Raw genomic sequence first — 20,077 nt, 5'->3', positions numbered from 1 at the left:
GCTATTGGCCTCAATAAAAAATACTTTTAATAGCATTTCATGTACCCTACAATAAATTAAGTTTTAATTTACTTAAGGGTTTATTTTGAGAAATCTTCTTACTTTATGCTTACTTGTCTTAATTTTATCGTCATGCACAGAGAGTGACATCGTTGTAGGTGTAGATGTTAATTCTCTGGAGAGCCTCTCTGTTGAAGAAGCATTCTATGCTCAGGCCATAGGTACTTGTACAAATAATACTCGCCAGCATAGGGCCTTGATGTTTACTGGAATTCTTTCAAGAGAAATCGCGGGAGAGCGCTACGTGGCCGAGGTAAAGATTATTCTTGATCGGAATGCAAAGACCTATGACATGATCTATTCGGAATATCCATTTCCGGCCAATATAGACCAAACAAACTTTACAACTAGTTTATCAAGTACATATGAAGTTGTGGAAAATACTATTGCTTTAAATAACTTTGCTATTATTAAAGCAACTGTAGAAAATGATAAAATTTCTCCTCTTATGGAAATCACAAATGACATTCGAAGTATTATTGATACTAGAGCTATTGTAGGACGTGCGAAGTTCTATTCAGATGATGATATTGTTAATGAGTGCTTGTAGATTTTTCTTTTCGTTTTATTCTTCAACTTTCCCATTGCTCCAGAGGCAACAGTCAGCTCCAGCTCCTGCCTCTCGCTGACATACAATTCATCCTTAACATAAAAGCCTGCATAAACGCAGGCTTGTTGAATTTGTTTTCTAGCTAAAGTGTAGGGGAGCTATAACAGCGTCAAATCTTAGCTTCGCTAAGATGCCGCAGTTATTTTAATTCTACCTTAGGGAAAAGTGCTTCCGGCGGTTGAGGCGTATAAGTCGCCTTACCAAACTCCATTAACTCAGATCCATTTACGCTTGAACCAATATATTCAAGAGCAGTCTTTGTACAGTTTGGTAGGAAGGCTTGTAACATATAAGATGCTGCGGCCATTCCGTAGAAACAGTTATAAGCGATTGGAGCAAATGCTGCTTCATCAGCCTTATGCTTCCAAGGCTCTTTGTCGTTAACGTAAACGTTGAGGCTAACGATTAGATCCCAAATAGCATCAATTGCTTTATTGTGCTCACGCTTTTCCATGAACTCTTTAGCGCGCTCAAAATATGGAAGAGCATCGATCTCTTGAGTTACACCTTCAGCGTTATAAACTTTATCTGGGAAGCTCTTAAGACCTAGCTTGATAACTCTCATTAGAAGGTTACCGTAGTCATTTGCAAGTTCACTATTGTGTTTATCTACTAACTCTTGCTCAGAGAATTTTCCATCTCCTGAAGAAGAAATATTCTTTAGCATATAGTAACGGAAAGTATCCGTTGGATATTTTTCAAGCATCTCAAATGGATCAACAACATTTCCAAGAGACTTACTCATTTTCTTTCCGTCTTCAGCAAGTACCATTCCGTGAACGTAAACTTGTTTTGGAAGAGGAAGATCAGAAGCCTTTAGCATACATGGCCAGATTACAGAGTGGAACCAAAGAATATCTTTTCCAATTACGTGCATATCTGCTGGCCAAAACTTTTCTCTCTGGTCTGTAGTAAGAGCAGAGTAGTAGTTAATTAAGGCATCAAACCAAGTATACATAACAAATTTGTCATGACCTGGAACTGGAACACCCCAGCCTTGGCTTGGACGAGAGATGGCAAGGTCTCTTAGATCGTCATTTTCAAGGCGAGAGAGGATTTCTTTGTAGCGTGCAGTTGGCACGATAAAGTCTGGATTTGCTTTTAGGTGATCGATAATCCAGTTTTGGTATTCACTTAGCTTAAAGAAGAAACCTTCTTCTTCTTTTAGTTCAAGTGGCTTGTGGTGTTCTGGACAATTGCCATCTGGCGCTTGTGCTTCTGTATAAAAAGACTCACATGAAAGACAGTAATTACCAGAGTAGTGACCGTGGTAAATCAGTCCTTTGCTTTCCAGGTTCTTCCATAGTTCAACACATGTATCAGCATGGCGCTTTTCAGTTGTTCTAATGAAATCATCGTATTGGATATTTGCTTTAGCACATAGTTCTTTGAAGATCTCAACATTGGCATTTACGAACTCAAGTGTATCAAGTCCAGCGGCTTTTGCTGATTCAATTAGTTTTTGTCCGTTCTCATCAGTTCCTGTTAGGTAGTGAACTTCTTTTCCAAGAAGTTTATACCAACGAGCGTATGAGTCAGTTACGATCTTCTCATAGGCATGGCCAATATGTGGACGCCCATTAGGGTAGTCAATTGCAGTCGTCGTATAAAATGTATTTTTCATAATTATCCTTTTACAACAATATTACAAATTCTACCTGGTACGTAGATTTCTTTTACAATAGTTCCTGTTAGGAATTTCGCAACTTTCTCATCAGCTTTCGCTTGAGCTAGAAAGTCTTCTTTTGAAATATCTGCTGGAACATCAATTGTTGATCTCGTCTTACCATTTACTTGGATGGCCATTGTGATGAGGTCATCTTTTGCAAGGTCAGCATCAAATACTGGCCAAGCTGCAAGTGAACAAGAAGTCGTCTCACCTAGGTTTGCCCACATCTCTTCAGCAGCGTGTGGTGCAAATGGAGAAAGAAGTCTTGTGAAGGCCTTAGCTGTCTCAACAGAAACCTTGCCAAGCTTGATAACTTCATTATTCATTACCATCATTGCTGAGATAGCTGTGTTAAAACGTAGGTTCTCAACATCTTCAGTAACTTTCTTAATTGTCTTATGTAGGTGCTTTAGAACGTCTTGGTTTGTTTCTTGACCTTCGTAAGTATTTTCTGGGTTACCGTAGAAAGTGAAAGACTTTCTTAGGAAGTTAAATACTCCTTTTACACCTTTCGTTTGCCATGGCTTAACTTTTTCAAGTGGCCCCATAAACATTTCATAAAGTCTTAAAGCATCGGCACCGTATTCAGCGATAATATCATCTGGGTTTACAGTGTTTCCTTTAGACTTACTCATCTTCTCACCGTGCTCATCTAGGATAAGACCTTGGTTGAAAAGTTTTTGGAATGGCTCTTTTGTTGAAACTAGTCCTAGATCAAAAAGAACCTTGTGCCAGAAACGAGCATAAAGTAAGTGTAGAACTGCGTGCTCAACACCACCAACATATAAATCTACTGGCATCCAGTATTCTTCTAATTGTTTATCCCATGCAACTTCAGAGTTTTGTGGATCGATGAAGCGTAGGTAGTACCAACAAGAACCTGCCCACTGAGGCATCGTGTTTGTTTCACGTCTTGCTTTCTTTCCTGTCTTTGGATCAGTTAGGTATAACCAGTCATCAATACGTGCAAGTGGAGATTCACCAGTTCCAGATGGCTCATATTTTTCAACTTCTGGAAGACCAACTGGAAGCTCATCTTCATCAAGGCATCTTACTGTTCCATCTTCAAATTTAAGAATTGGGAATGGTTCCCCCCAGTATCTTTGGCGAGAGAATAACCAGTCACGAAGTTTGTAGTTAATTTCTTTTTTTCCAATTCCTTCAGCTTCAAGGTGAGCGATTGCTTTTGCGATACCGTCTGCCTTATTAAGCCCATCAAGGAAACCTGAATTAATATGAGTTCCGTCACCTGTGAATGCAGCTTCATTTACATCGCCACCTTCAAGTACTGGAGTAATTTCTAGGTCGTACTTCTTAGCAAATTCCCAGTCTCTTTCATCGTGAGCAGGAACGGCCATGATCGCACCAGTTCCGTACGAGATTAGTACATAGTCTGCAATCCAAACTGGAATCTCTTTTCCATTAACTGGGTTGATTGCATAGGCTCCAGTGAATACACCAGATTTATTTTTGTTTAAGTCTGTTCGATCAAGATCTGACTTAAGAGATGCTTCTTTAATATAAGCTTCTACTTCAGCTTTCTTCTCATCTGTCGTAATTTGAGCAACTAGGTCGTGTTCAGGAGCTAGAACCATATATGTTGCACCAAATAGAGTATCTGGACGAGTTGTGAAAACATCAATTTTCGAATCAACACCTTTTACAGAAAAAGAAACTTGGGCACCTTCAGAGCGTCCAATCCAATTTCTTTGCAGCTCTTTAAGAGACTCTGGCCAATCAAGATCATCAAGGTCTTCTAAAAGACGATCAGCGTATTCAGTGATTTTTAACATCCACTGCTTCATTGGCTTTCTGATTACAGGGTGTCCACCAACTTCAGATTTACCATCGATTACTTCTTCGTTAGCTAAAACTGTTTTTAGCTCTGGACACCAGTTAACAGAGATCTCGTCTTCAAATGCTAAACCTTTATTGTAAAGTTGAGTGAAGATCCATTGAGTCCACTTATAGTAGTCAATACTTGATGTTGCGATCTCACGATCCCAATCATAAGAAAATCCACAGGCCTTTAGTTGTCTTGTGAAATTTCCAATATTTTCTTTTGTGATCACACTTGGGTGTGTTCCAGTTTTGATTGCATAGTTTTCTGCAGGAAGCCCAAAAGAATCCCATCCCATTGGATGAAGAACATTATGTCCGTTCATTCTCTTGAAACGTGCAAGAATATCTGTTGCTGTATAACCTTCAACGTGACCTACGTGAAGTCCTGCTCCAGAAGGGTATGGAAACATGTCCAATACATAGTATTTAGGTTTTGATTTGTCTGTTGAGTCTGTTCTAAAAGTTTTGTTGTCGTCCCAAAACTTCTGCCATTTTGGTTCAATTTCACCAAAGTTGTACTGCATTAAAAGCTCCTGAATTTACTAGTAAAATATCAGGCCGAATTATAAACCCTATAATGTAGATCGTCTATTATGTGTGTCGCGTTAACTTGGGGATGCCCCGCTAAAGGAATTGCCAAAATAAGTCAGTGGATTTATACTTAAGCCATTAAAAGTAGATTAATTTTTTGAATGGAGAAACGATGTATCGTTTAGTGCTTTTTTCCCTAACGCTAGTAGGGCTAGTTCTTGTTATGAACCTATCGGGTTACCAGAGTGTTGAAGTCAACAATGAGAAATATAACTTTGAAAATGCAAAGAAAGCGCACGCTGCTCACTTAGTTGAAGTTGCGGAACTTGCTAAGAAGCACGCAGAAGTAACAGCACCTCCAAAAGTTAGTGATGAAGTTATCGAAGAGAAGACTCTTATTCCTCTAGATACTCCACAACTTGTTAGAGCAGATAAACTTTATAAGCAATGTATTGCATGTCACGCTAAAGATGGTTCAGGGAAAGCTGCAAATAAGGCACCAAGAATCGGTGGTCAAATGGAATGGTATATTGAGAAGCAACTTCTTGATATGAAATCAGGGGCCCGTGTTAACCAACAGATGTTAACGATTGTTAAAAAACTATCGACTGAAGATATTGCAGACCTAGCGGCTTACTTATCTAAGGTGCCATGGGGCGGAGTTAAAAACTAAAATTGAATATCGATAAGAAGCCGCTTTTAAGCGGCTTTTTTTTTGGGAGCAACCATGAGAATATTTTCACTTTTACTACTTTTGACGATTACTGCTTGTGCATCTAAACCAAAGCTTTATCCGAACTCAGCCTATCAAAGATACGGAAAGGTCCAAGCCGATCGCGATATTGAAATTTGCATGGCCAAGGCCGACGAGTTTCTTGAGAGTGATCGTGGAAGACAAATGGTTCGTGAAGGTGGAAAAGGTGCTGCGTGGGGTGCTATTGTAGGCGCTGTGGCAAGTGCAGTCTTTGGTGGTAATGCTGGTAAAGGTGCTGCTCAGGGGGCCGCAATTGGTGGTGCTAGTGGAGCCGCTTCAGCGGGGCTTAGTGAAGATCAGATCAAGCAACGTTTCGTAAACCGTTGTCTTGCGGAGAAAGGCTACGAAGTAATTGGGTGGAGATAAATGACTTTATATCGTTATAAAAATATTGAACCGACAATTGGTGAGGGATGCTTTATTGCAGACTCTGCTGATGTTATTGGTAAAGTTTTCTTGGGAAAGAATGTTTCTCTTTGGTTTAAAGTTGTGGCCCGTGGGGATGTGAACGAGATTCATATTGGCGACAATTGTAATATTCAAGATTTAACAATGCTTCATGTAGAAGATAATATTCCCCTAATCATTAAAGAAAACGTTAGTGTTGGTCATAGTGTGACTCTTCATGCTTGTACAGTCGAAGAAGGCTGCTTAATTGGTATGGGGGCGACCGTCTTAGATGGAGCAGTTATTGGGAAAAACTCAATTGTAGCTGCCGGAAGTGTTGTTCCTCCTGGTAAGGTATATCCTCCTGAGAGCTTTATTATCGGAACGCCTGCTGTGGTTAAAAGGAAGCTTACTCCACAAGAAGTAGAGCAGTATAGTAACCACTATAAATCGTACTTAATAACAAAAGATGAGTATTTAAACCAAGTCGAAGTTATTTGCTAAGCTTTAATAGATTGAAGACTTTATCAACAAGGTCATCTCTTGAGAAAGGCTTAACAAGAACATTTGTTACTCCTGAATTGATTACACTCACCATTGATCGGTTATCTAAGAATCCTGAAATAAGAAGGTATTTCATCTTCTGATACTTCATCGACTTACTTGCTATATCAATGAAGTAAGTTCCATCTTTATCAGGTAATTTGTAATCAATAATAACTAGATCGAAATCTTCATTTCTTAGTTTTAATAAAGCAACACTTACAGAGTCGGCCGTGACAATATTTCTAAAAGCACCAGTTTGCTCCAGAAACGTTTTTATTAAAAAGCAAATCTTATCTTCATCATCTACGATGAGAATAGAAGGTTTTTTAGGTGTAAGTGAATTCTTAGAAGGGGACATGGCCATTAGTCCTGCTCCTCATTTTTAATACCAAGCATATTTAATATATCTTCTCTATTAAAAGGCTTCTCAATAAAGCCTTTAATCTCTTTATGATTATCAAATTTTGATTTATCCGCTACTCCTGACATTACGAAAGTAGGGGTATTGAGGCCATTTTTTATGATATCTTTGGCAAACTCAACACCATTCATATTTGGCATATCATAATCAGTGATTATGGCATCAACATCAGTACCTTCTAAGATTCTTTTTGCTTCAATAGCACTTGATGCAAAGATCAAAGTAATAGGTCCTTTTGCAAAAAAGTTCGTAAAAAGATTTAAGATCTTTGGTTCATTATCAATGATTAAAACTTTTTGGAAGCTATGGTTTACACTAAGTTCACTATCCGTAAAAGTTGTCGTTTCCATTTTCGGAAGAGTGATTTGAAACTCACATCCAGTTTTTGTATCAATTAATTCAAGTGATCCCGAATATGAATCAATGATTTTAGAAGAAATTGAAAGTCCAAGACCTGTTCCTTCTCCTACCTCTTTCGTGGTAAAGAATGAATCAAATATCTTTCCTCGATTTTCTTCAGGAATACCTCTTCCATTATCTTTAACTGTAATGATGTAGCAGACATCATTGCTGGAGATTGAAAGTGAAATTTTTGGATCTTTAGTATTTACCTCACCCAGAGCGTGAATTGCGTTGGTAACTAAATTGATAATAACCTGTTCTATCTCGATAGGATTAACTTTAACGATCGAAGATGTGTTTACATTAAAATCAAGAGATATCTGATTCTGCTCTAATGGTAGTTTCAGTAGGGTAAGAGACTTATTGATAATATCTTCAAGGGTAATAAACTTCTTATCACTCTCTCTATTATGAAGAAAGCTCTTTAAGCCTTTGACGATTTTAGTGATACGATCAATTGACTCACGAGTATCACTAATACTTTCGTGGATAATATCATTTTCTTTTAATTCTTCTCCGGCCAAAAGAACACTAATTAATTCAATATTTCCTGAAGCAATAGTAAGTGGATTTGAAATCTCATGGGAAATCGTTGCTGTAATTTCCCCAATTGTACTTAACTTATCAGCTTGAATAATTTGATTGTGAATTTGCTTCAGCTCTTCAATTTGATAACGATACTTCGTGTAGAGATTTTTCTCGATACTGATGTCGTTAAAACAAATTACTTTCTCGTTGTTGTCACTTTCAATTGCTTTGATAATAACGTGATAGAAGGTTTGATCTTCTAAGAAAATCTCTACTTCTGGCCCTACCTTTACATCATTCATATCTTCAAGAAAATCTTCAATATCAAAGCCGGTAAATAGGGTGCTAAGCTTTGGCGATTTTTTTAAAACTCTTGGCGACTTTTTGAAAAATGAAGCAAAGAAGTGATTATAATAAACTATCTCATTGTCATTATTTATGACACAGATTGGTTCAAAAATGGAGTCGTATAATTCGTATTTTGCCATCAGTTACATCTTTGTTTACTTCATCTGTTTAATGAATTGAAAGTACTGTGCTTCAATTGCATCAAACTCGAGTTCTTCACCTTCATCACTTTTCATAACAGGTGCCTTGTTATCAACGACATCACTTGTTTTAATAAGCATCATTTTTACATCGTCTGAAGATTCTTCGTAATATGGAGCATAGAAGCTTTCAACTTTTATTCCCGGTTTTATAAAGCCATGAACCATATTAATTTGTTCAATAACTGCCTGTGGACAATGAGAGTAGGTGATTGAACCAGTCAGCTCTGAAAGCATATTGATCCATTCACGAATTCCACATGAGTTAATCATCTCAACAGCATCGAAGTTGATATGAAGATTTTTATCTTTAACTCCAAGGATTGGTGTTAGATCAGCATCTTCATCAATTCTTCCAATTAAATTTAAAATCGTTTCATCATTTTCGGCCTTAATTTCGACCTTTAAGTTACTCATATTTTAATCCTTTAAATTATAAAAACTTATTGATGGTATTCTTTTACTAATATCTTTATACCGTTTATTTTTTTCAATATAGATGTAGAAACTAGTGCTATCTTGATTTCCAACAATGTGAAGTTGATCACAATTTTGAAGCATCAGATAAAGTCCAAGCCCTGCTCCACGTCCTTCCTGCCTCGGTGTCTTCTCTACAGCTGCTCGGTAGAGAGAATTTATAATTGAGGATTTTCCCACATTAGTATAACTCCTGTAGTGGAGGATCGTTTTATGTTCATCTTGAGAAATTTCAATTTCTCCATGTTTTTGGCTGTTTACTCGATGAAAAATATCATTCGTGTAAAATTCATTTGTAATCAATTTTAATTTATTTTCAAAGCTATCGTGATAATCTTTTAAGTCAATACCATCGAGTAATTGATGGCACTTCTGATCAAATTCATTTTCAAGAGTTATTTCTATTTTGTTTGTTTTTTTTGAATTGATTCTACTATCAAGATTGTTTTGTTTCTGCTTTGTTAGATAGGCAATAACGCTCTCAACCTCATCTTGTATGCAAGGGGAGGCTCCTATGAGGTGATTTGTTCTGTTGTCTTTAAGGTACTTTAAGTTCACAAGTATATCGTAGCGACTCAAAAAAATATCACTTGAATCGGCTAACTGATCACTGATTTTAAGATCAAGACTCGAGGATTGAATTTTCATTTTTTCAATCTCTTTAAATTGTTCGCTTGCAATCTTAAATTCTATACCCATAAGTACATCACTTTATTTCCTGGCAGATGAGTGTAAGATCATCATCAAATGAATCACTTCCTCTGTGGTCGTATACAACAGAAACTATTGTATCACGAATTTCAGTGGCCGTGTGCTCTCCATATGTCATTAAGATCTTTAGTAATTTTCTTAGGCCCCATTGTTTGCCTTCACTATTTTCTGCCTCTGTTATTCCATCTGTCATATAAACAAGCAGATCACCTTGTTCTAGAATGATCGTTTCATAGTCGTAGCTAGAGTCGGCACTTTCTCCAAGTCTTGGTCCTTTAGCATCAAGTAGGGGAATGATATCTGCTTTAGTAATCTCAGGCTTTTTAGGAACCTTAAGCACTTCTAAGTGACTTGCATTAGTATATGAGTATTCCTTAGTCATTGTGTTATAGACCGATACAAAGGCAGTAAGAAGTATTTTATTATTTGAAAGATTAATAACCTTATTTAGATGTGAAGTAATTAAAGCTGGCGAGATTTGACTCGAATCTTCTGTCAGTCTTATTTTAATACTATTAAATGCGGAATTGATTGCTGAAGTTAGAAGGGCCGCTGGCAGGCCGTGACCTGTTGCATCTGCTATGATGGTAATAATATATTCATTAAATTCGAAGTGTCCCCACCAGTCTCCACCACACTCAGAAGCTGGAGCAGCATAAGAGCTTAGGCGAACATTTGGTGTATCAATATCTTTTGGCGGAAAGAACTCTTCTTGCACCATTTTAGCAACTTTCACTTCTTCATCTAAGCGTGCTTTCTCTTTCATTTTTTCAATATATTCTAGAATCTCACGACTCATTTGATTAAATGAGTCTCCAAGTGTCCCGAGCTCATCACTAGTGTTGATCTCTACTGTTGATTCAAAATCTCCCTGACCAATACTGATGGCCCTTTGGTAAAGCTTTTCTATCGGCTTTGAGATTGTTTTTGATAGAAGGATAATAATTATAGTCGACAGAGCAATAATAAAGACTGCAAAGAATATAGCTCGCTGAATAAGAAACTTTGTTACCGATAGTGCATCCGACTCTGAAATTGTTGAAACAACAGAAAGTGCAAATGCCTTTGTTTGTGCTATGGAAACAAGGTAGTCGTCATTATTGAAAGTTAACTTTTTTACAATGTTATTTCCCTTAAGTTCATTCTTATCATAATTATGAAGTCCAATAAGGTCATTTCCAAGAACAAGTGCTCCATCTTTAAAGACAAGCGTATTATATGTTCGATTTTGTGAGAGTAGGTTATTTAAAATATTGGCCTTGATAACAATTGAAGTAAGACCTTTATTTATCTTTTTAGTTAGAATAACAAAAACATCTTCTTTGTATTTGAAAGAAGTAAGTGAGTTATCTCTTGTGCTCTTAGGAATCACTAACTTGAAATCATTTTCATTTTGTTCAAAATCTTTATTGATTATGAATTGGTTCTTTTCAATGAAGGCGAGAATATACTTACTTTCTGCTACGGCCTTTGCTCTAAGTTTATTGTTCTTTATAAGAGATAAATTTTGGAGATCATTCTCAATTTTATTAAGAGTATAGTTCATCTCCTTAGCAACACTTGTAACATTGAATAGTGAGTTCTCATATAAGTAGGCTTTCTTATCCTTTTCAAAAAGGTGAGTGGCATACTTAGTTAGAAAAGCGATAACAATTATTAGCAGCGCTGTATTAAGCGATATTAATTTAAGCTTGATCGGAAATGTCGGTCTTTTGCCCATTATTTACCTATGTAGAAGTCTATTGAATATTTAGATACAATGATATTAACGATTTGCGTCATGCGCAAGAATGAGAAAAGAGTACCAGGAACAATTTTGGGGCGACTAAATTCATTAGTTGATACATTTCTAATCTTGATGTGCCTTTGTGTTGCGGCCTTTGCCGGCAACCAAGTTTTTAACACATCATATATTCCACCAATCATGGGTGGGGAGCGCATTACTTTAGGCCAAGTCTTCGAATTACAAAATGATGTGAGAAGAAGAAGTTTTGATAATTTCTCTTGGCATGATCTTGGTTCAAACGAAGCACTTTTCCATAATGATCGTATTTTCACAGATAGAGATTCTACTGCTCAGTTGGAATTTAGCTCTGGTAACCGCATTAAAGTCTCCGAAGAGAGTCTATTTAAAATCACACAAGAAACAGATGGAATTAATCTTAATATCGAACAAGGTGTTATCTTTGCTACTCTTAATAATGCAAGTGAAGCCTTTGTTGTTAAAGTAGGTGATCAGATCTATGAGATCACTTCAAATGATTCGAAGATTAAGATTTCAAATACAAATGGTAATAAAGAGTTATCTGTTCTTGATGGTAAGGCAAGCGTAAGACTAGGCGATCGTGAAGAAACCATTGAAAAGGGTGTAAGAGTACTGCTTACTGATGAGAGCTATACTATTAAGCAGAGCTGGCCAAGCGAATTTTCTCCCGTTGATGGTGATGTGTTCTATGTTAATGAAAAAAATAAAATTACATTTAAGTTTAATGAAAAAGTAGAAAAGTTATACATTTCAAACTCTCGTGAAGCTTTTGAAAACGGAGAAGCACATACTGTTAATGGACTCGAACTTAAGTTAGAGAATTTAGCTCAAGGCAGTTACTATTGGCAGGTAAGTGATGAAAGTAATGTTTCAACGGAAAAGTCATTTGAAGTTATCTATGAAGTTGTCCCTGAGTTTGAAAACCTCGATGAGATTCAAAACACCGTTTTAGTGAATAAAGAGAAGCTCATTTATACTCAAGCATTTGAAAATATCGAATTAATGATTAATGGAAAAGTTTGGGAAGATTTTGATTATGATGAAGGTGAGTTGAAAATTTCTTTTGAGGAAGTTGGTGAGTATGAACTTTCTTATCGAAATAAAAGTGAGACGCATCCTTATGCGCTCTTTTCTAATCCTGTTCTAATAAAGGCCGTTGCAAAGCCTGGAGATATTGTTTTAAAGAGACCATTTAATGGCGAAGAATATTATTTCTATAATGATGGTACTGTTAAATTTTCTTGGGAAACTCAAGATCTCTTTAGTGGGGTTAGTACTTATCTAGTTTTAAATGGCAAAAGACAACTGGTTGCTGGGAGTTCTTTTTCTACTAGTGTTAATGAAAGTGGAGAATATTTTTGGTCATTGGAGTATGTCCTAAATAATGAAGTGATTGCTCGTTCAAAAGAAAATAAATATGTTGTTACTTTTGATAATGACAATAGTGCTCTTGAACAAGGACGTAAGATAGTTGTTAAAAAGCCAGGTGATGTTATTGATTTAACATGGCAGCAACAGGGGAGTGATGAGTTCATTGTTGAGATCTCTCGCGATCGTAATTTTAGTGCTATTAAAGAATCTATAAAGACCACTGAAAGTAATACTAAGCTACTTATTAAGGAACTTGGTGTTCACTATTGGCGTGTTAAGAATGAGGAAAATAAATTTGTTCCTCCCGTTAAAATAATTATTGTACCTCCGCCGCCACCAAAAGCGCCTCGTATTGATAAGGTCGAAAAGAGAGTTCAAGTTATTAGGCAGTCACTACCAATTGCCATCGTAAATTTACTAATTGATCAGGCATTTGCTCAAGAGAAGATTGAACTTAAGTGGGAGCCTGTAAGTGATGTTAAAGAGTATCGTATACAGATTCTTGATGGTGAAAAAATTATCGTTGATGAGAAAGTTAAGAATAATCGTTATGAGTGGGATGACTATCTAACAGGTAACTTCCAGTGGAGAGTTTCTGCAATTGATTATTGGAACCAGGAAAGTCCATTTTCTGCGCTTGAGGATTTAATCATTACAAAAAAGTTTGGTGGAGCAAAGGGGATTGATCTCGTTTCTCCAAGACACGGCCTTGTTATTAATGAAGGTGATATTGTTGAGATGAAGTTTGACCAAGTTCGTGGAGATAAATTCTTTATCGAAATTTCAAAAGATAAGTATTTCACAAATATTAAGGAAATACCTCTTGGAAATAAAACAACTTATACTTTTAGAAATAAATTAGCAGAAAGCTTTTATTGGCGCGTTAAGGCCATTGAAAAGAAGGACGTAATTTATTCTAAAAAAAGAAGAGTTGATGTTTTAAGTAAAAAAATTGCCAAAGTAGAAAACAGTAGAAAAAAGATTTTTACTACAGGTAATAAGAAAGAAAAAAATTGGTATGTAGGCTACGCTCCTGAAAAAACAAATTATGAAGTCATTAGTAATGGAAAGAAAATTGTCGTTGATGATATGAACTTGATCTCATTTTATGCTGGCCTTAAGAAAGATTTTAAGGTCGCTGTAACTGATTTTGAATTACGTCATTCAAGTGGTGTTGTTTTTGATGATCTAGCATTTAATCAAACGCGCTTAAAAGTTAGCAGTCACATGCCCTTAAAGAAGCTCCCTCGCTTCAAATATGGTGCGGCAGTTGCTTTTGATTATCGAAGTACCCTTGCTTATGAGGGAAGTGAAGTTGTTTCAAATGCTGAGTTTACTTTCAATATTGGTATAAGCGGTATTTATGAATTTGAAAAAATTAAGATAAAAGCAGAGTATTTCATCCTTGGTTTTTCTGGCCTTAATGCAGAGGCACTCTATCAGATTAATAATAAATATCAGGTTGGTTTCCAATATCAGACCCTTGAAAAAGATGACCCAAGTATCACGCTTGATAAGATGGCCTTCAAACTTCAGTATAGTTTTTGAAAATATATTTTATGGACTGACCAGTATATGGGCCAGATTTTTGGCCCAATAATCTTAATATTCCCTTCTAAGTTATTGATAATGAATAAAAGTAAGGCCATTTTCGGGGCATGCCGATGGGCGTTTTATAATTAGAGCAGGTTTAAACTTGAACTTGTGAGGGCATTTTGAAAAGAGAAAGTAAAAGGCCACATTCACATTTATATTCGGTAAAGCTATTTGCTTTTCTCGTTGGGGTTATGTTGGTTGCTTCATCTTGTGTTCCACAAGATGAAGTTGAGGATTTAGTAAATGTACCGGGAGCAGATCTACCAACGCTTCCAAATCTTGATGTAGCTTGTTACCAAGATGTGTATGCACCTAAAGAAGAAGATATTACGAGAAATATAGATATTCTGGTTATCCCAGATACTTCTGCTTCAATTATTTCTGAAAGAGCGCAAATTGCAGAAGGATTTAATGCCTTCTTAGATGTTCTTCCATCGGCCGCTGATGTAAATATCGCAGTTATGTTGGGGCATGGGTCTGGATCGACACACTTTGGTAAGCTTTATACAAAGTCGACGGAGCCGACAATTCTTTCAAATCGTTCATTAACAATTGAAGAGATTAAAACACACTTAAGAACAAAAATGGAGAACCCAGCTGGAGACTATCGAACTGATGGTGGGGAGGCCGGACTTGCATCTCTTAATCGTGCACTAGAAGACGATTACTATAGCTCTATTCAAGGACAAGGCTTCTTTAGAGAAGATGCAGCTCTTGTGGTTGTATTTGTCGCTGATGAGCAAGATATTTGTGCGATTTATCCGGAAGGTGTAACACCTGTTCCTGACCCTCAAGGTGGTGAGGATCGTTCACGTCTTACTGAATGTTTTGATGGTGAAACACAAATCGTAACTCCTAAGAGTGTTCTAGATAAATTAAAGGCCCGTTATACAGATCGTCCACTTGTTACAGGTGGTGTTATTTATAACAATCTAAGTACTATTCCATTTGGTGGAGAAAACGAAATTGGATATGGTTATAAAGAGTTTGTTGAATTTGGTGGTGGATTCACTGTCGACATGGCAACTGGTGAATACGGAGATGGGTTATCTAAACTAGGTACACTAGCAATGTCACGTATTGATCCAGTTAATTCATTTAACCTAGAAGTAACGAATATTGATACGAATACGATTCGAACTTTTGTTGATGGAAAAGAAGTACAGTATTCATACGATACTGAACTGAATATTGTTTCACTCAATGAGGAGCGAGGTCCATTTTCAATTGCAGCTGTTCAATACTGTGAAAAGCCTTCAGTTACAAAACAGGTTATTCAAATTGTAGCAGGTGGTTCACACTCTTGTGCTCTTATTGCAAATGGTGAAGTAAAGTGTTGGGGAGATAACTCTAAAGGTCAGTTAGGACAAGGTGATACTGTTAATCGTGGTGATGATGAGGGAATTGATTCGATTCCGGCCATTGATTTAAACGGAGAGCTTGCACTACAAGTCATTGCAGGAAATCTTCACACGTGTATTCTAACTGAATCTAATAAAGTTAAGTGTTTTGGTGACAATACTTATGGACAATTAGGGATGGCATCAACTGATACTTTAGGTGATGACGAACAATTATCAGAATACGGCTATACTGAAATTGGTGGAATTGTAAGAAAGCTTTATGGTGGTACTTATCATAACTGTGCTCTTCTAACGACAGGTGATGTTCGTTGTTGGGGGCAAAACTATTATGGTCAGCTTGGGACTGGTGATACTGAAATAATTGGAGATGATGAAACTCCAGCTCAGGGTAATCTTGTTGCTTTAGGGGCAAAGGCCATTCAAATGGATATTTCTTCGATGAGTTTCCATGCCTGTGCAATTTTATCTGGTGGTACTCTTAAGTGTTGGGGACGTGGGACTCACGGACAGCTTGGCCTAGGAAATACTGACAATGTGAATTCTCCAAGCTTGGCCACTCCAACGCCGAAAGGAGTAATTGCAGTTACAACTGGTGGTATCCATACTTGTGCACTTCTTTCTGATTCGACAGTATATTGTTTTGGGAATAATTCTCAAGGTCAGCTAGGGGATGGAACAAGTGAAGCAATGGGTGATAATGAAACTTTAGATAATCATACTGCTCTAGACTTAGGTTTTGAAGTTGCCTCAGTTGTTGCTTCAAACACTGCAACATGTGCTCTCTCTAAAGCTGGAGATGCAAAGTGTTGGGGTAACGGAACTTCTGGTAAGTTAGGTCAAGTTGGAACGGCCAAGATTACAGGTGATCTTGCAAACCTTCCAGTAATTGAACTTGGAAAGAGCGTTTCACAAGTTTCAGGTGGACTTAATCATCATTGTTTCTTAACAACTGATGAAGGTCTCGTGAAATGTATTGGTAATGGTAGTAAGGGACAACTTGGTAATGGAAATACAGATTCTATCGGTGATGATGAGTCACCTGTATTAGCAAACTTCCTTGCTCTTTTTAATATTTAAGAAATTAATTCCAAATAATAAAATCATAAGAACGATGGCACCGAGTATACTTTCATTATTCGGTGTCATATCTTCTCTCACTGCGCAGCCAGGATCAATTCCAGATTGAAGAGTTTCAAAACCGTTTGCTCCAAGGGTTACTATCGTTGGGTTAGGTGAGTAAGAACCACCAACTCCTGTAATGACTCCATCAACTTCATCAAGACGAATGATCCCGTCTCCGCCATTTCCACCGGCCCTTCCTAAAACTCCACCTGCGGCTCCACCTGTTCCACCAGAAGCATCGAGAGCAGCATTGAGTTCGATATTACCAACTGCTTGTAAGAAGATAACTCCACCGGCGCCGCCACCTGAGCCACCAGAGTCTCCGTTGGCAGAAGTTGTGCCCGGCTGTCCAGCTCCACCATTGGCCAGAATAGGAGCGTTGATATACATATCTCCACCTGCGGCGATATGAATGACTCCACCTCCGCTTCCTCCTGGAGTTGCACCAGTTTCAGTCGCACCACCTTGCTCGCAGCCACCTCCGCCATTTCCGCCACCGGCACCACCAAGCATTTGTGCTTCAAGATTTAAAGCTGAGTCATATGTTACAGATGTGGAACCAGGGGCACTTAGAGTGTCCGATCCATCAACTGGTCCTGAAGAAACACCTGAGCCACCATTTCCACCAAGGGTTGCATGGGAGCCACCGGCACCACCACTACCGCCAATATCTGAAAAGCTTGATCCACCACAGGCTGCATCCGTTGCACTCGATCCTTCTGATCCTGGAAATGCTACTGGACTTAATCCTGCACCATAGCCTCCAGCAAGACCTTCTGCTACTGAGATTGTGTGAGCAATTGTAACGTCACCTTGAACTTTAATGATTAGTGGATTATTTCCAGTGATTGTAAGAGCACCAGTTGTCGTTAAGTCAGTACAATTATAAGTCCCACTTGGGATTAATCCTGTCCAGTTGCACGAAAGATCACTACCATCGCCAGTGTCAACAGCGGCAAAAGTAGTTGATGATAATAGTAGGAATATGGGTAGGATAAATCTCTTCACTGAAGAGATTTTAACATATCTTAACTATGTCTTTAACTAGGTATAAATGGCTAGAAATTGCCTTGAAAGAAGTTAAAGCGAACCGCCTCAATATCCTTTCTTCCTTGATTATATGAGAAGAAACTTTGTTTCAAAACTTGAGAGCGTACTTCAATCTGCTTTGCAGCTTCGTTGAAGATGAACTCAAGTTGAACTTCTTCATTTGTGGCCTTTAAATAGACCTCATTTCTTTCGATTTGATAGCCACCAATCTTTCTGATGACACTTGCAATCTTTTCAATATTCTCTTCAGGAGTTGCCCCTAGCATTTTAAAAGGCATGATATAACTTGAAGATGCTTTCTTCTCTTTAGAAGAAAGACAGTTGTCGATGGATGGACAAGTAAAATTATCTAGACTCGAAGACTCTTGAATTAGAAATTCCTTTGAGCATGATGCTGTTGTTAAAAGAACAGCAATAATCACTGATAGTCTAGCGAGTCTTTTCATTAAATTAGTCCTTCTCTTTTAATTTTCACTAAAACATACGGCTGAACTATTAGGTATTGGAATTCAGTGTTCTCTTCTTCCCACATTGTGATTTGTTCATCTGTTGGACGAAACATCTGTTCATCAGCAAGCCATTTCTTAATATATTCAACTTCGTCACGCGCCATTGTAAATCCTACGGCCGCAAGCTCAAGTTCATCAGTTATCATGAATAATGCTTCTCTTTCATGGTGAGGCTTTAGTAAGTCCCACTTTGCATCATCAATATCATTAGCTAATCTGTCTAATAGGTTCTCATTGTTATTTTCATCGTTCATATTAATTTCCTATTAAATTGCTTTCATCATTTTCTTATCATTATTAATTTGAGCAATTAACTTTTCATCAGTGTCGATGTAGTTAGAAGTGTGAACTTTTTTTGCTGCTTCAATTAATTCTTTAGAAGGATCTTCTTTGTCGATTTCGTTCTTAAGAAGAGAGTAATATTCTCTTTCTAGTTTATTCTTTTTTTCTTCTTTCTTACGGTAGTATGGAGTTAGGATAAAGAGGAAAGCAAGAACGGCAATCATCGACCAAACAATATGATAAATTTTCAAAAATACACCTCATGATTTAGTTTCGTTATAAATATACTATGTTAAAATTGCTCTGTGAATGATTTAAAGAAACTTGTTATTCTTGCCCAAAGCGGTGATGCACAGGCTTATCACGTCTTTTTGGAAACCGTATCGCAAACAATAAAACGCATTGTTTCTTTTAAGGTTTTTAACGAGTCACATCGCGACGATATATGTCAGGAAATCTTAATAAGTATTCATCATTCACTACCGACATACTCGCCAGATCGACCGATAATGCCTTGGATTAATTGTATTATTGAACGTCGAATAATCGATTACATTCGTAAATACACGAAATTAGAAGAAAGAGAAGAAATATTTGATGAGGCCGTCACAAAAGAGGCTAATGCATCGAATAATACAATAGAAAGAGTTGCGCTCGAGCAGCAGCTAGAGCTGTTGATTGAAAAGTATCTAACTGACGAATTGAGTAAACCGCTTCTCATGGCAAAACTTGAAGGGTTAAAAACGAAGGAAATCTCACAAGAGCTCGGAATTAGCGAGGCTGCGACACGAACGAGAATTTCTCGTGCTATGGCAAAGCTAAAAAAAGCGGTTAGGATTAATAATGGAAAATGAAAAGTTAATAAATTCATTAGTAAGTGACTTGAGGCCAGTAAAGAGATTGGCATCGCCAAGTCTTAGGACATTCTTTTGGCTTATTCCACAAGTCGCGATTAGTTTAATTGCAATTTCGATTAGTTCACCAATTGACTTTAAGTATATGCAAAATACACAATTTATAATCCAAGTAATTGTTGCCCTAATTGCACTTGCCATTGGTTCTTACTTTGGTTTTGCTAATACTGTACCTGGTCTATTAAGTGAGAAGAAAGCAAAGCTTATTTTCGTACCATTTATTATTTTATTCGCTCTTATTATCTTTAATCTTTTATTTCCTATTGGCCTTGATTCGGCCCATGAGCATCGAGCAAATTGTTATCAAGAATTGAGTGTTCTTATGATTATTGGATTTGCTCACAATTACTATATGCTTAAGAAAGGCTTTATCGCTTTTAATAATGCAACTGTAGCGACAAGCTTATTAACAAGTGGGATGATCCCATTAGTAATTCTTTACTTTGGTTGTTCATTTTCGACAAGGCATCTAGTTATTTCTCATTATCTACCAATCTTGGTTATTACAACTTTAGGTATGATAATTTTTAAATTTACAAAAAAATAAAGTAGAATGTAACAATTTTAATTTTATATTCGAATAATTGAGTAAGAAGGAATTTAGCTTCTTAAAAAAAA

19 protein-coding genes are annotated in these 20,077 nt (G+C 37.1%); 8 read left to right on the top strand and 11 right to left on the bottom strand.

Translation table 11 applies throughout. The features are described from left to right. Positions 1 to 85 precede the first annotated feature (85 nt). On the top strand, positions 86 to 610 hold the full coding sequence (locus ACMAYX_RS08935; protein ID WP_412471720.1) for a hypothetical protein: 525 nt from the start codon (positions 86 to 88) through the stop codon (positions 608 to 610). Between the two features lie 199 nt (positions 611 to 809). Here the strand turns inward: ACMAYX_RS08935 and metG are convergent, their stop codons facing one another. Beyond that, positions 810 to 2,294 carry a methionine--tRNA ligase gene (metG, locus tag ACMAYX_RS08930; RefSeq protein WP_103217899.1) on the bottom strand — a complete coding sequence of 495 codons (1,485 nt, stop codon included), beginning with the start codon at positions 2,292 to 2,294 and terminating at the stop codon, positions 810 to 812. Between the two features lie 2 nt (positions 2,295 to 2,296). Continuing rightward, positions 2,297 to 4,705 (bottom strand): leucine--tRNA ligase, encoded by a 2,409-nt coding sequence (leuS, locus tag ACMAYX_RS08925; protein WP_412471721.1) that lies wholly within the window; start codon positions 4,703 to 4,705, stop codon positions 2,297 to 2,299. A gap of 179 nt (positions 4,706 to 4,884) precedes the next feature. On the opposite strand from leuS, the gene ACMAYX_RS08920 reads away from it, so the two are divergent. The 3 genes from ACMAYX_RS08920 to ACMAYX_RS08910 are packed head-to-tail and all read left to right on the top strand — an operon-like array spanning position 4,885 to position 6,357. After that, a complete protein-coding gene (locus ACMAYX_RS08920; RefSeq protein ID WP_103217901.1) occupies positions 4,885 to 5,385 on the top strand; it encodes a c-type cytochrome in 501 nt (166 codons plus the stop codon). Between the two features lie 54 nt (positions 5,386 to 5,439). Beyond that, positions 5,440 to 5,832 (top strand): cell envelope biogenesis protein OmpA, encoded by a 393-nt coding sequence (locus ACMAYX_RS08915; RefSeq protein WP_103217902.1) that lies wholly within the window; start codon positions 5,440 to 5,442, stop codon positions 5,830 to 5,832. Further along, the gene (locus ACMAYX_RS08910) at positions 5,833 to 6,357 is read left to right on the top strand and encodes a gamma carbonic anhydrase family protein (RefSeq protein ID WP_412470321.1); all 525 of its coding nucleotides are present in this window, start codon (positions 5,833 to 5,835) and stop codon (positions 6,355 to 6,357) included. Here the strand turns inward: ACMAYX_RS08910 and ACMAYX_RS08905 are convergent. The 5 genes from ACMAYX_RS08905 to ACMAYX_RS08885 are packed head-to-tail and all read right to left on the bottom strand — an operon-like array spanning position 6,347 to position 11,206. After that, a complete protein-coding gene (locus tag ACMAYX_RS08905) occupies positions 6,347 to 6,763 on the bottom strand; it encodes a response regulator (RefSeq protein WP_103217904.1) in 417 nt (138 codons plus the stop codon). The genes ACMAYX_RS08910 and ACMAYX_RS08905 overlap by 11 nt on opposite strands. After that, positions 6,763 to 8,238: an ATP-binding protein gene (locus tag ACMAYX_RS08900; RefSeq protein ID WP_412471722.1), complete on the bottom strand. Its 1,476-nt coding sequence runs from the start codon at positions 8,236 to 8,238 to the stop codon at positions 6,763 to 6,765. Before ACMAYX_RS08900 ends, ACMAYX_RS08905 begins: the two co-directional genes overlap by 1 nt. Positions 8,239 to 8,253: 15 nt before the next feature. After that, positions 8,254 to 8,715 (bottom strand): hypothetical protein, encoded by a 462-nt coding sequence (locus ACMAYX_RS08895; RefSeq protein ID WP_103217906.1) that lies wholly within the window; start codon positions 8,713 to 8,715, stop codon positions 8,254 to 8,256. Positions 8,716 to 8,718: 3 nt separating this feature from the next. Continuing rightward, positions 8,719 to 9,474, bottom strand: a complete 756-nt coding sequence (locus tag ACMAYX_RS08890; RefSeq protein WP_412471723.1) for a hypothetical protein — start codon at positions 9,472 to 9,474, stop codon at positions 8,719 to 8,721. Positions 9,475 to 9,481: 7 nt separating this feature from the next. Beyond that, positions 9,482 to 11,206 (bottom strand): SpoIIE family protein phosphatase, encoded by a 1,725-nt coding sequence (locus tag ACMAYX_RS08885; RefSeq protein ID WP_103217908.1) that lies wholly within the window; start codon positions 11,204 to 11,206, stop codon positions 9,482 to 9,484. A gap of 60 nt (positions 11,207 to 11,266) precedes the next feature. Here ACMAYX_RS08885 and ACMAYX_RS08880 point away from each other — a divergent pair, with 60 nt between their 5' ends. Both ACMAYX_RS08880 and ACMAYX_RS08875 read left to right on the top strand, forming a co-directional pair. After that, positions 11,267 to 14,170, top strand: coding sequence for a hypothetical protein (locus tag ACMAYX_RS08880; protein WP_412471724.1), 2,904 nt, complete (start codon positions 11,267 to 11,269; stop codon positions 14,168 to 14,170). Positions 14,171 to 14,337: 167 nt separating this feature from the next. After that, positions 14,338 to 16,659, top strand: coding sequence for an RCC1 domain-containing protein (locus ACMAYX_RS08875; protein ID WP_412471725.1), 2,322 nt, complete (start codon positions 14,338 to 14,340; stop codon positions 16,657 to 16,659). On the opposite strand, the gene ACMAYX_RS08870 is transcribed toward ACMAYX_RS08875, so the two are convergent. From ACMAYX_RS08870 to ACMAYX_RS08855, 4 genes are read right to left on the bottom strand one after another with little or no spacing between them, the layout of a single operon-like run. Continuing rightward, complete coding sequence (locus ACMAYX_RS08870) at positions 16,627 to 17,712, bottom strand: hypothetical protein (RefSeq protein WP_103217911.1); 1,086 nt, start codon at positions 17,710 to 17,712, stop codon at positions 16,627 to 16,629. The two genes, ACMAYX_RS08875 and ACMAYX_RS08870, sit on opposite strands and share 33 nt — an antisense overlap. Before the next feature lie 50 nt (positions 17,713 to 17,762). Further along, positions 17,763 to 18,200, bottom strand: coding sequence for a DUF1499 domain-containing protein (locus ACMAYX_RS08865; protein ID WP_392993254.1), 438 nt, complete (start codon positions 18,198 to 18,200; stop codon positions 17,763 to 17,765). Next, positions 18,200 to 18,517 (bottom strand): DUF2288 family protein, encoded by a 318-nt coding sequence (locus tag ACMAYX_RS08860; protein WP_103217913.1) that lies wholly within the window; start codon positions 18,515 to 18,517, stop codon positions 18,200 to 18,202. Before ACMAYX_RS08860 ends, ACMAYX_RS08865 begins: the two co-directional genes overlap by 1 nt. A gap of 12 nt (positions 18,518 to 18,529) precedes the next feature. Further along, a complete protein-coding gene (locus tag ACMAYX_RS08855) occupies positions 18,530 to 18,796 on the bottom strand; it encodes a hypothetical protein (RefSeq protein ID WP_103217914.1) in 267 nt (88 codons plus the stop codon). A gap of 54 nt (positions 18,797 to 18,850) precedes the next feature. On the opposite strand from ACMAYX_RS08855, the gene ACMAYX_RS08850 reads away from it, so the two are divergent. After that, positions 18,851 to 19,399, top strand: coding sequence for an RNA polymerase sigma factor (locus ACMAYX_RS08850; protein ID WP_103217915.1), 549 nt, complete (start codon positions 18,851 to 18,853; stop codon positions 19,397 to 19,399). Further along, positions 19,389 to 20,006 (top strand): NrsF family protein, encoded by a 618-nt coding sequence (locus ACMAYX_RS08845; protein ID WP_412471726.1) that lies wholly within the window; start codon positions 19,389 to 19,391, stop codon positions 20,004 to 20,006. The genes ACMAYX_RS08850 and ACMAYX_RS08845 overlap by 11 nt, the downstream gene beginning before the upstream one ends. Positions 20,007 to 20,077: the final 71 nt, after the last annotated feature.

Origin of the sequence: Halobacteriovorax sp. RT-2-3, from assembly GCF_047085075.1 — a bacterium.
GTDB lineage: Bacteria > Bdellovibrionota > Bacteriovoracia > Bacteriovoracales > Bacteriovoracaceae > Halobacteriovorax_A.
This window is presented reverse-complemented; position numbering and strand designations above follow the sequence as displayed.

What these genes read in the sequence shown, in the direction of transcription:
- ACMAYX_RS08845 (WP_412471726.1), top strand. Translation starts at nt 19,389, where the DNA reads ATGGAAAATGAAAAGTTAATAAATTCATTAGTAAGTGACTTGAGGCCA.
- ACMAYX_RS08860 (WP_103217913.1), bottom strand. Translation starts at nt 18,517, where the DNA reads ATGAACGATGAAAATAACAATGAGAACCTATTAGACAGATTAGCTAAT.
- ACMAYX_RS08900 (WP_412471722.1), bottom strand. Translation starts at nt 8,238, where the DNA reads ATGGCAAAATACGAATTATACGACTCCATTTTTGAACCAATCTGTGTC.
- ACMAYX_RS08865 (WP_392993254.1), bottom strand. Translation starts at nt 18,200, where the DNA reads ATGAAAAGACTCGCTAGACTATCAGTGATTATTGCTGTTCTTTTAACA.
- ACMAYX_RS08920 (WP_103217901.1), top strand. Translation starts at nt 4,885, where the DNA reads ATGTATCGTTTAGTGCTTTTTTCCCTAACGCTAGTAGGGCTAGTTCTT.
- metG (WP_103217899.1), bottom strand. Translation starts at nt 2,294, where the DNA reads ATGAAAAATACATTTTATACGACGACTGCAATTGACTACCCTAATGGG.
- ACMAYX_RS08905 (WP_103217904.1), bottom strand. Translation starts at nt 6,763, where the DNA reads ATGGCCATGTCCCCTTCTAAGAATTCACTTACACCTAAAAAACCTTCT.
- leuS (WP_412471721.1), bottom strand. Translation starts at nt 4,705, where the DNA reads ATGCAGTACAACTTTGGTGAAATTGAACCAAAATGGCAGAAGTTTTGG.
- ACMAYX_RS08915 (WP_103217902.1), top strand. Translation starts at nt 5,440, where the DNA reads ATGAGAATATTTTCACTTTTACTACTTTTGACGATTACTGCTTGTGCA.
- ACMAYX_RS08885 (WP_103217908.1), bottom strand. Translation starts at nt 11,206, where the DNA reads ATGGGCAAAAGACCGACATTTCCGATCAAGCTTAAATTAATATCGCTT.
- ACMAYX_RS08895 (WP_103217906.1), bottom strand. Translation starts at nt 8,715, where the DNA reads ATGAGTAACTTAAAGGTCGAAATTAAGGCCGAAAATGATGAAACGATT.
- ACMAYX_RS08910 (WP_412470321.1), top strand. Translation starts at nt 5,833, where the DNA reads ATGACTTTATATCGTTATAAAAATATTGAACCGACAATTGGTGAGGGA.
- ACMAYX_RS08880 (WP_412471724.1), top strand. Translation starts at nt 11,267, where the DNA reads ATGCGCAAGAATGAGAAAAGAGTACCAGGAACAATTTTGGGGCGACTA.
- ACMAYX_RS08890 (WP_412471723.1), bottom strand. Translation starts at nt 9,474, where the DNA reads ATGGGTATAGAATTTAAGATTGCAAGCGAACAATTTAAAGAGATTGAA.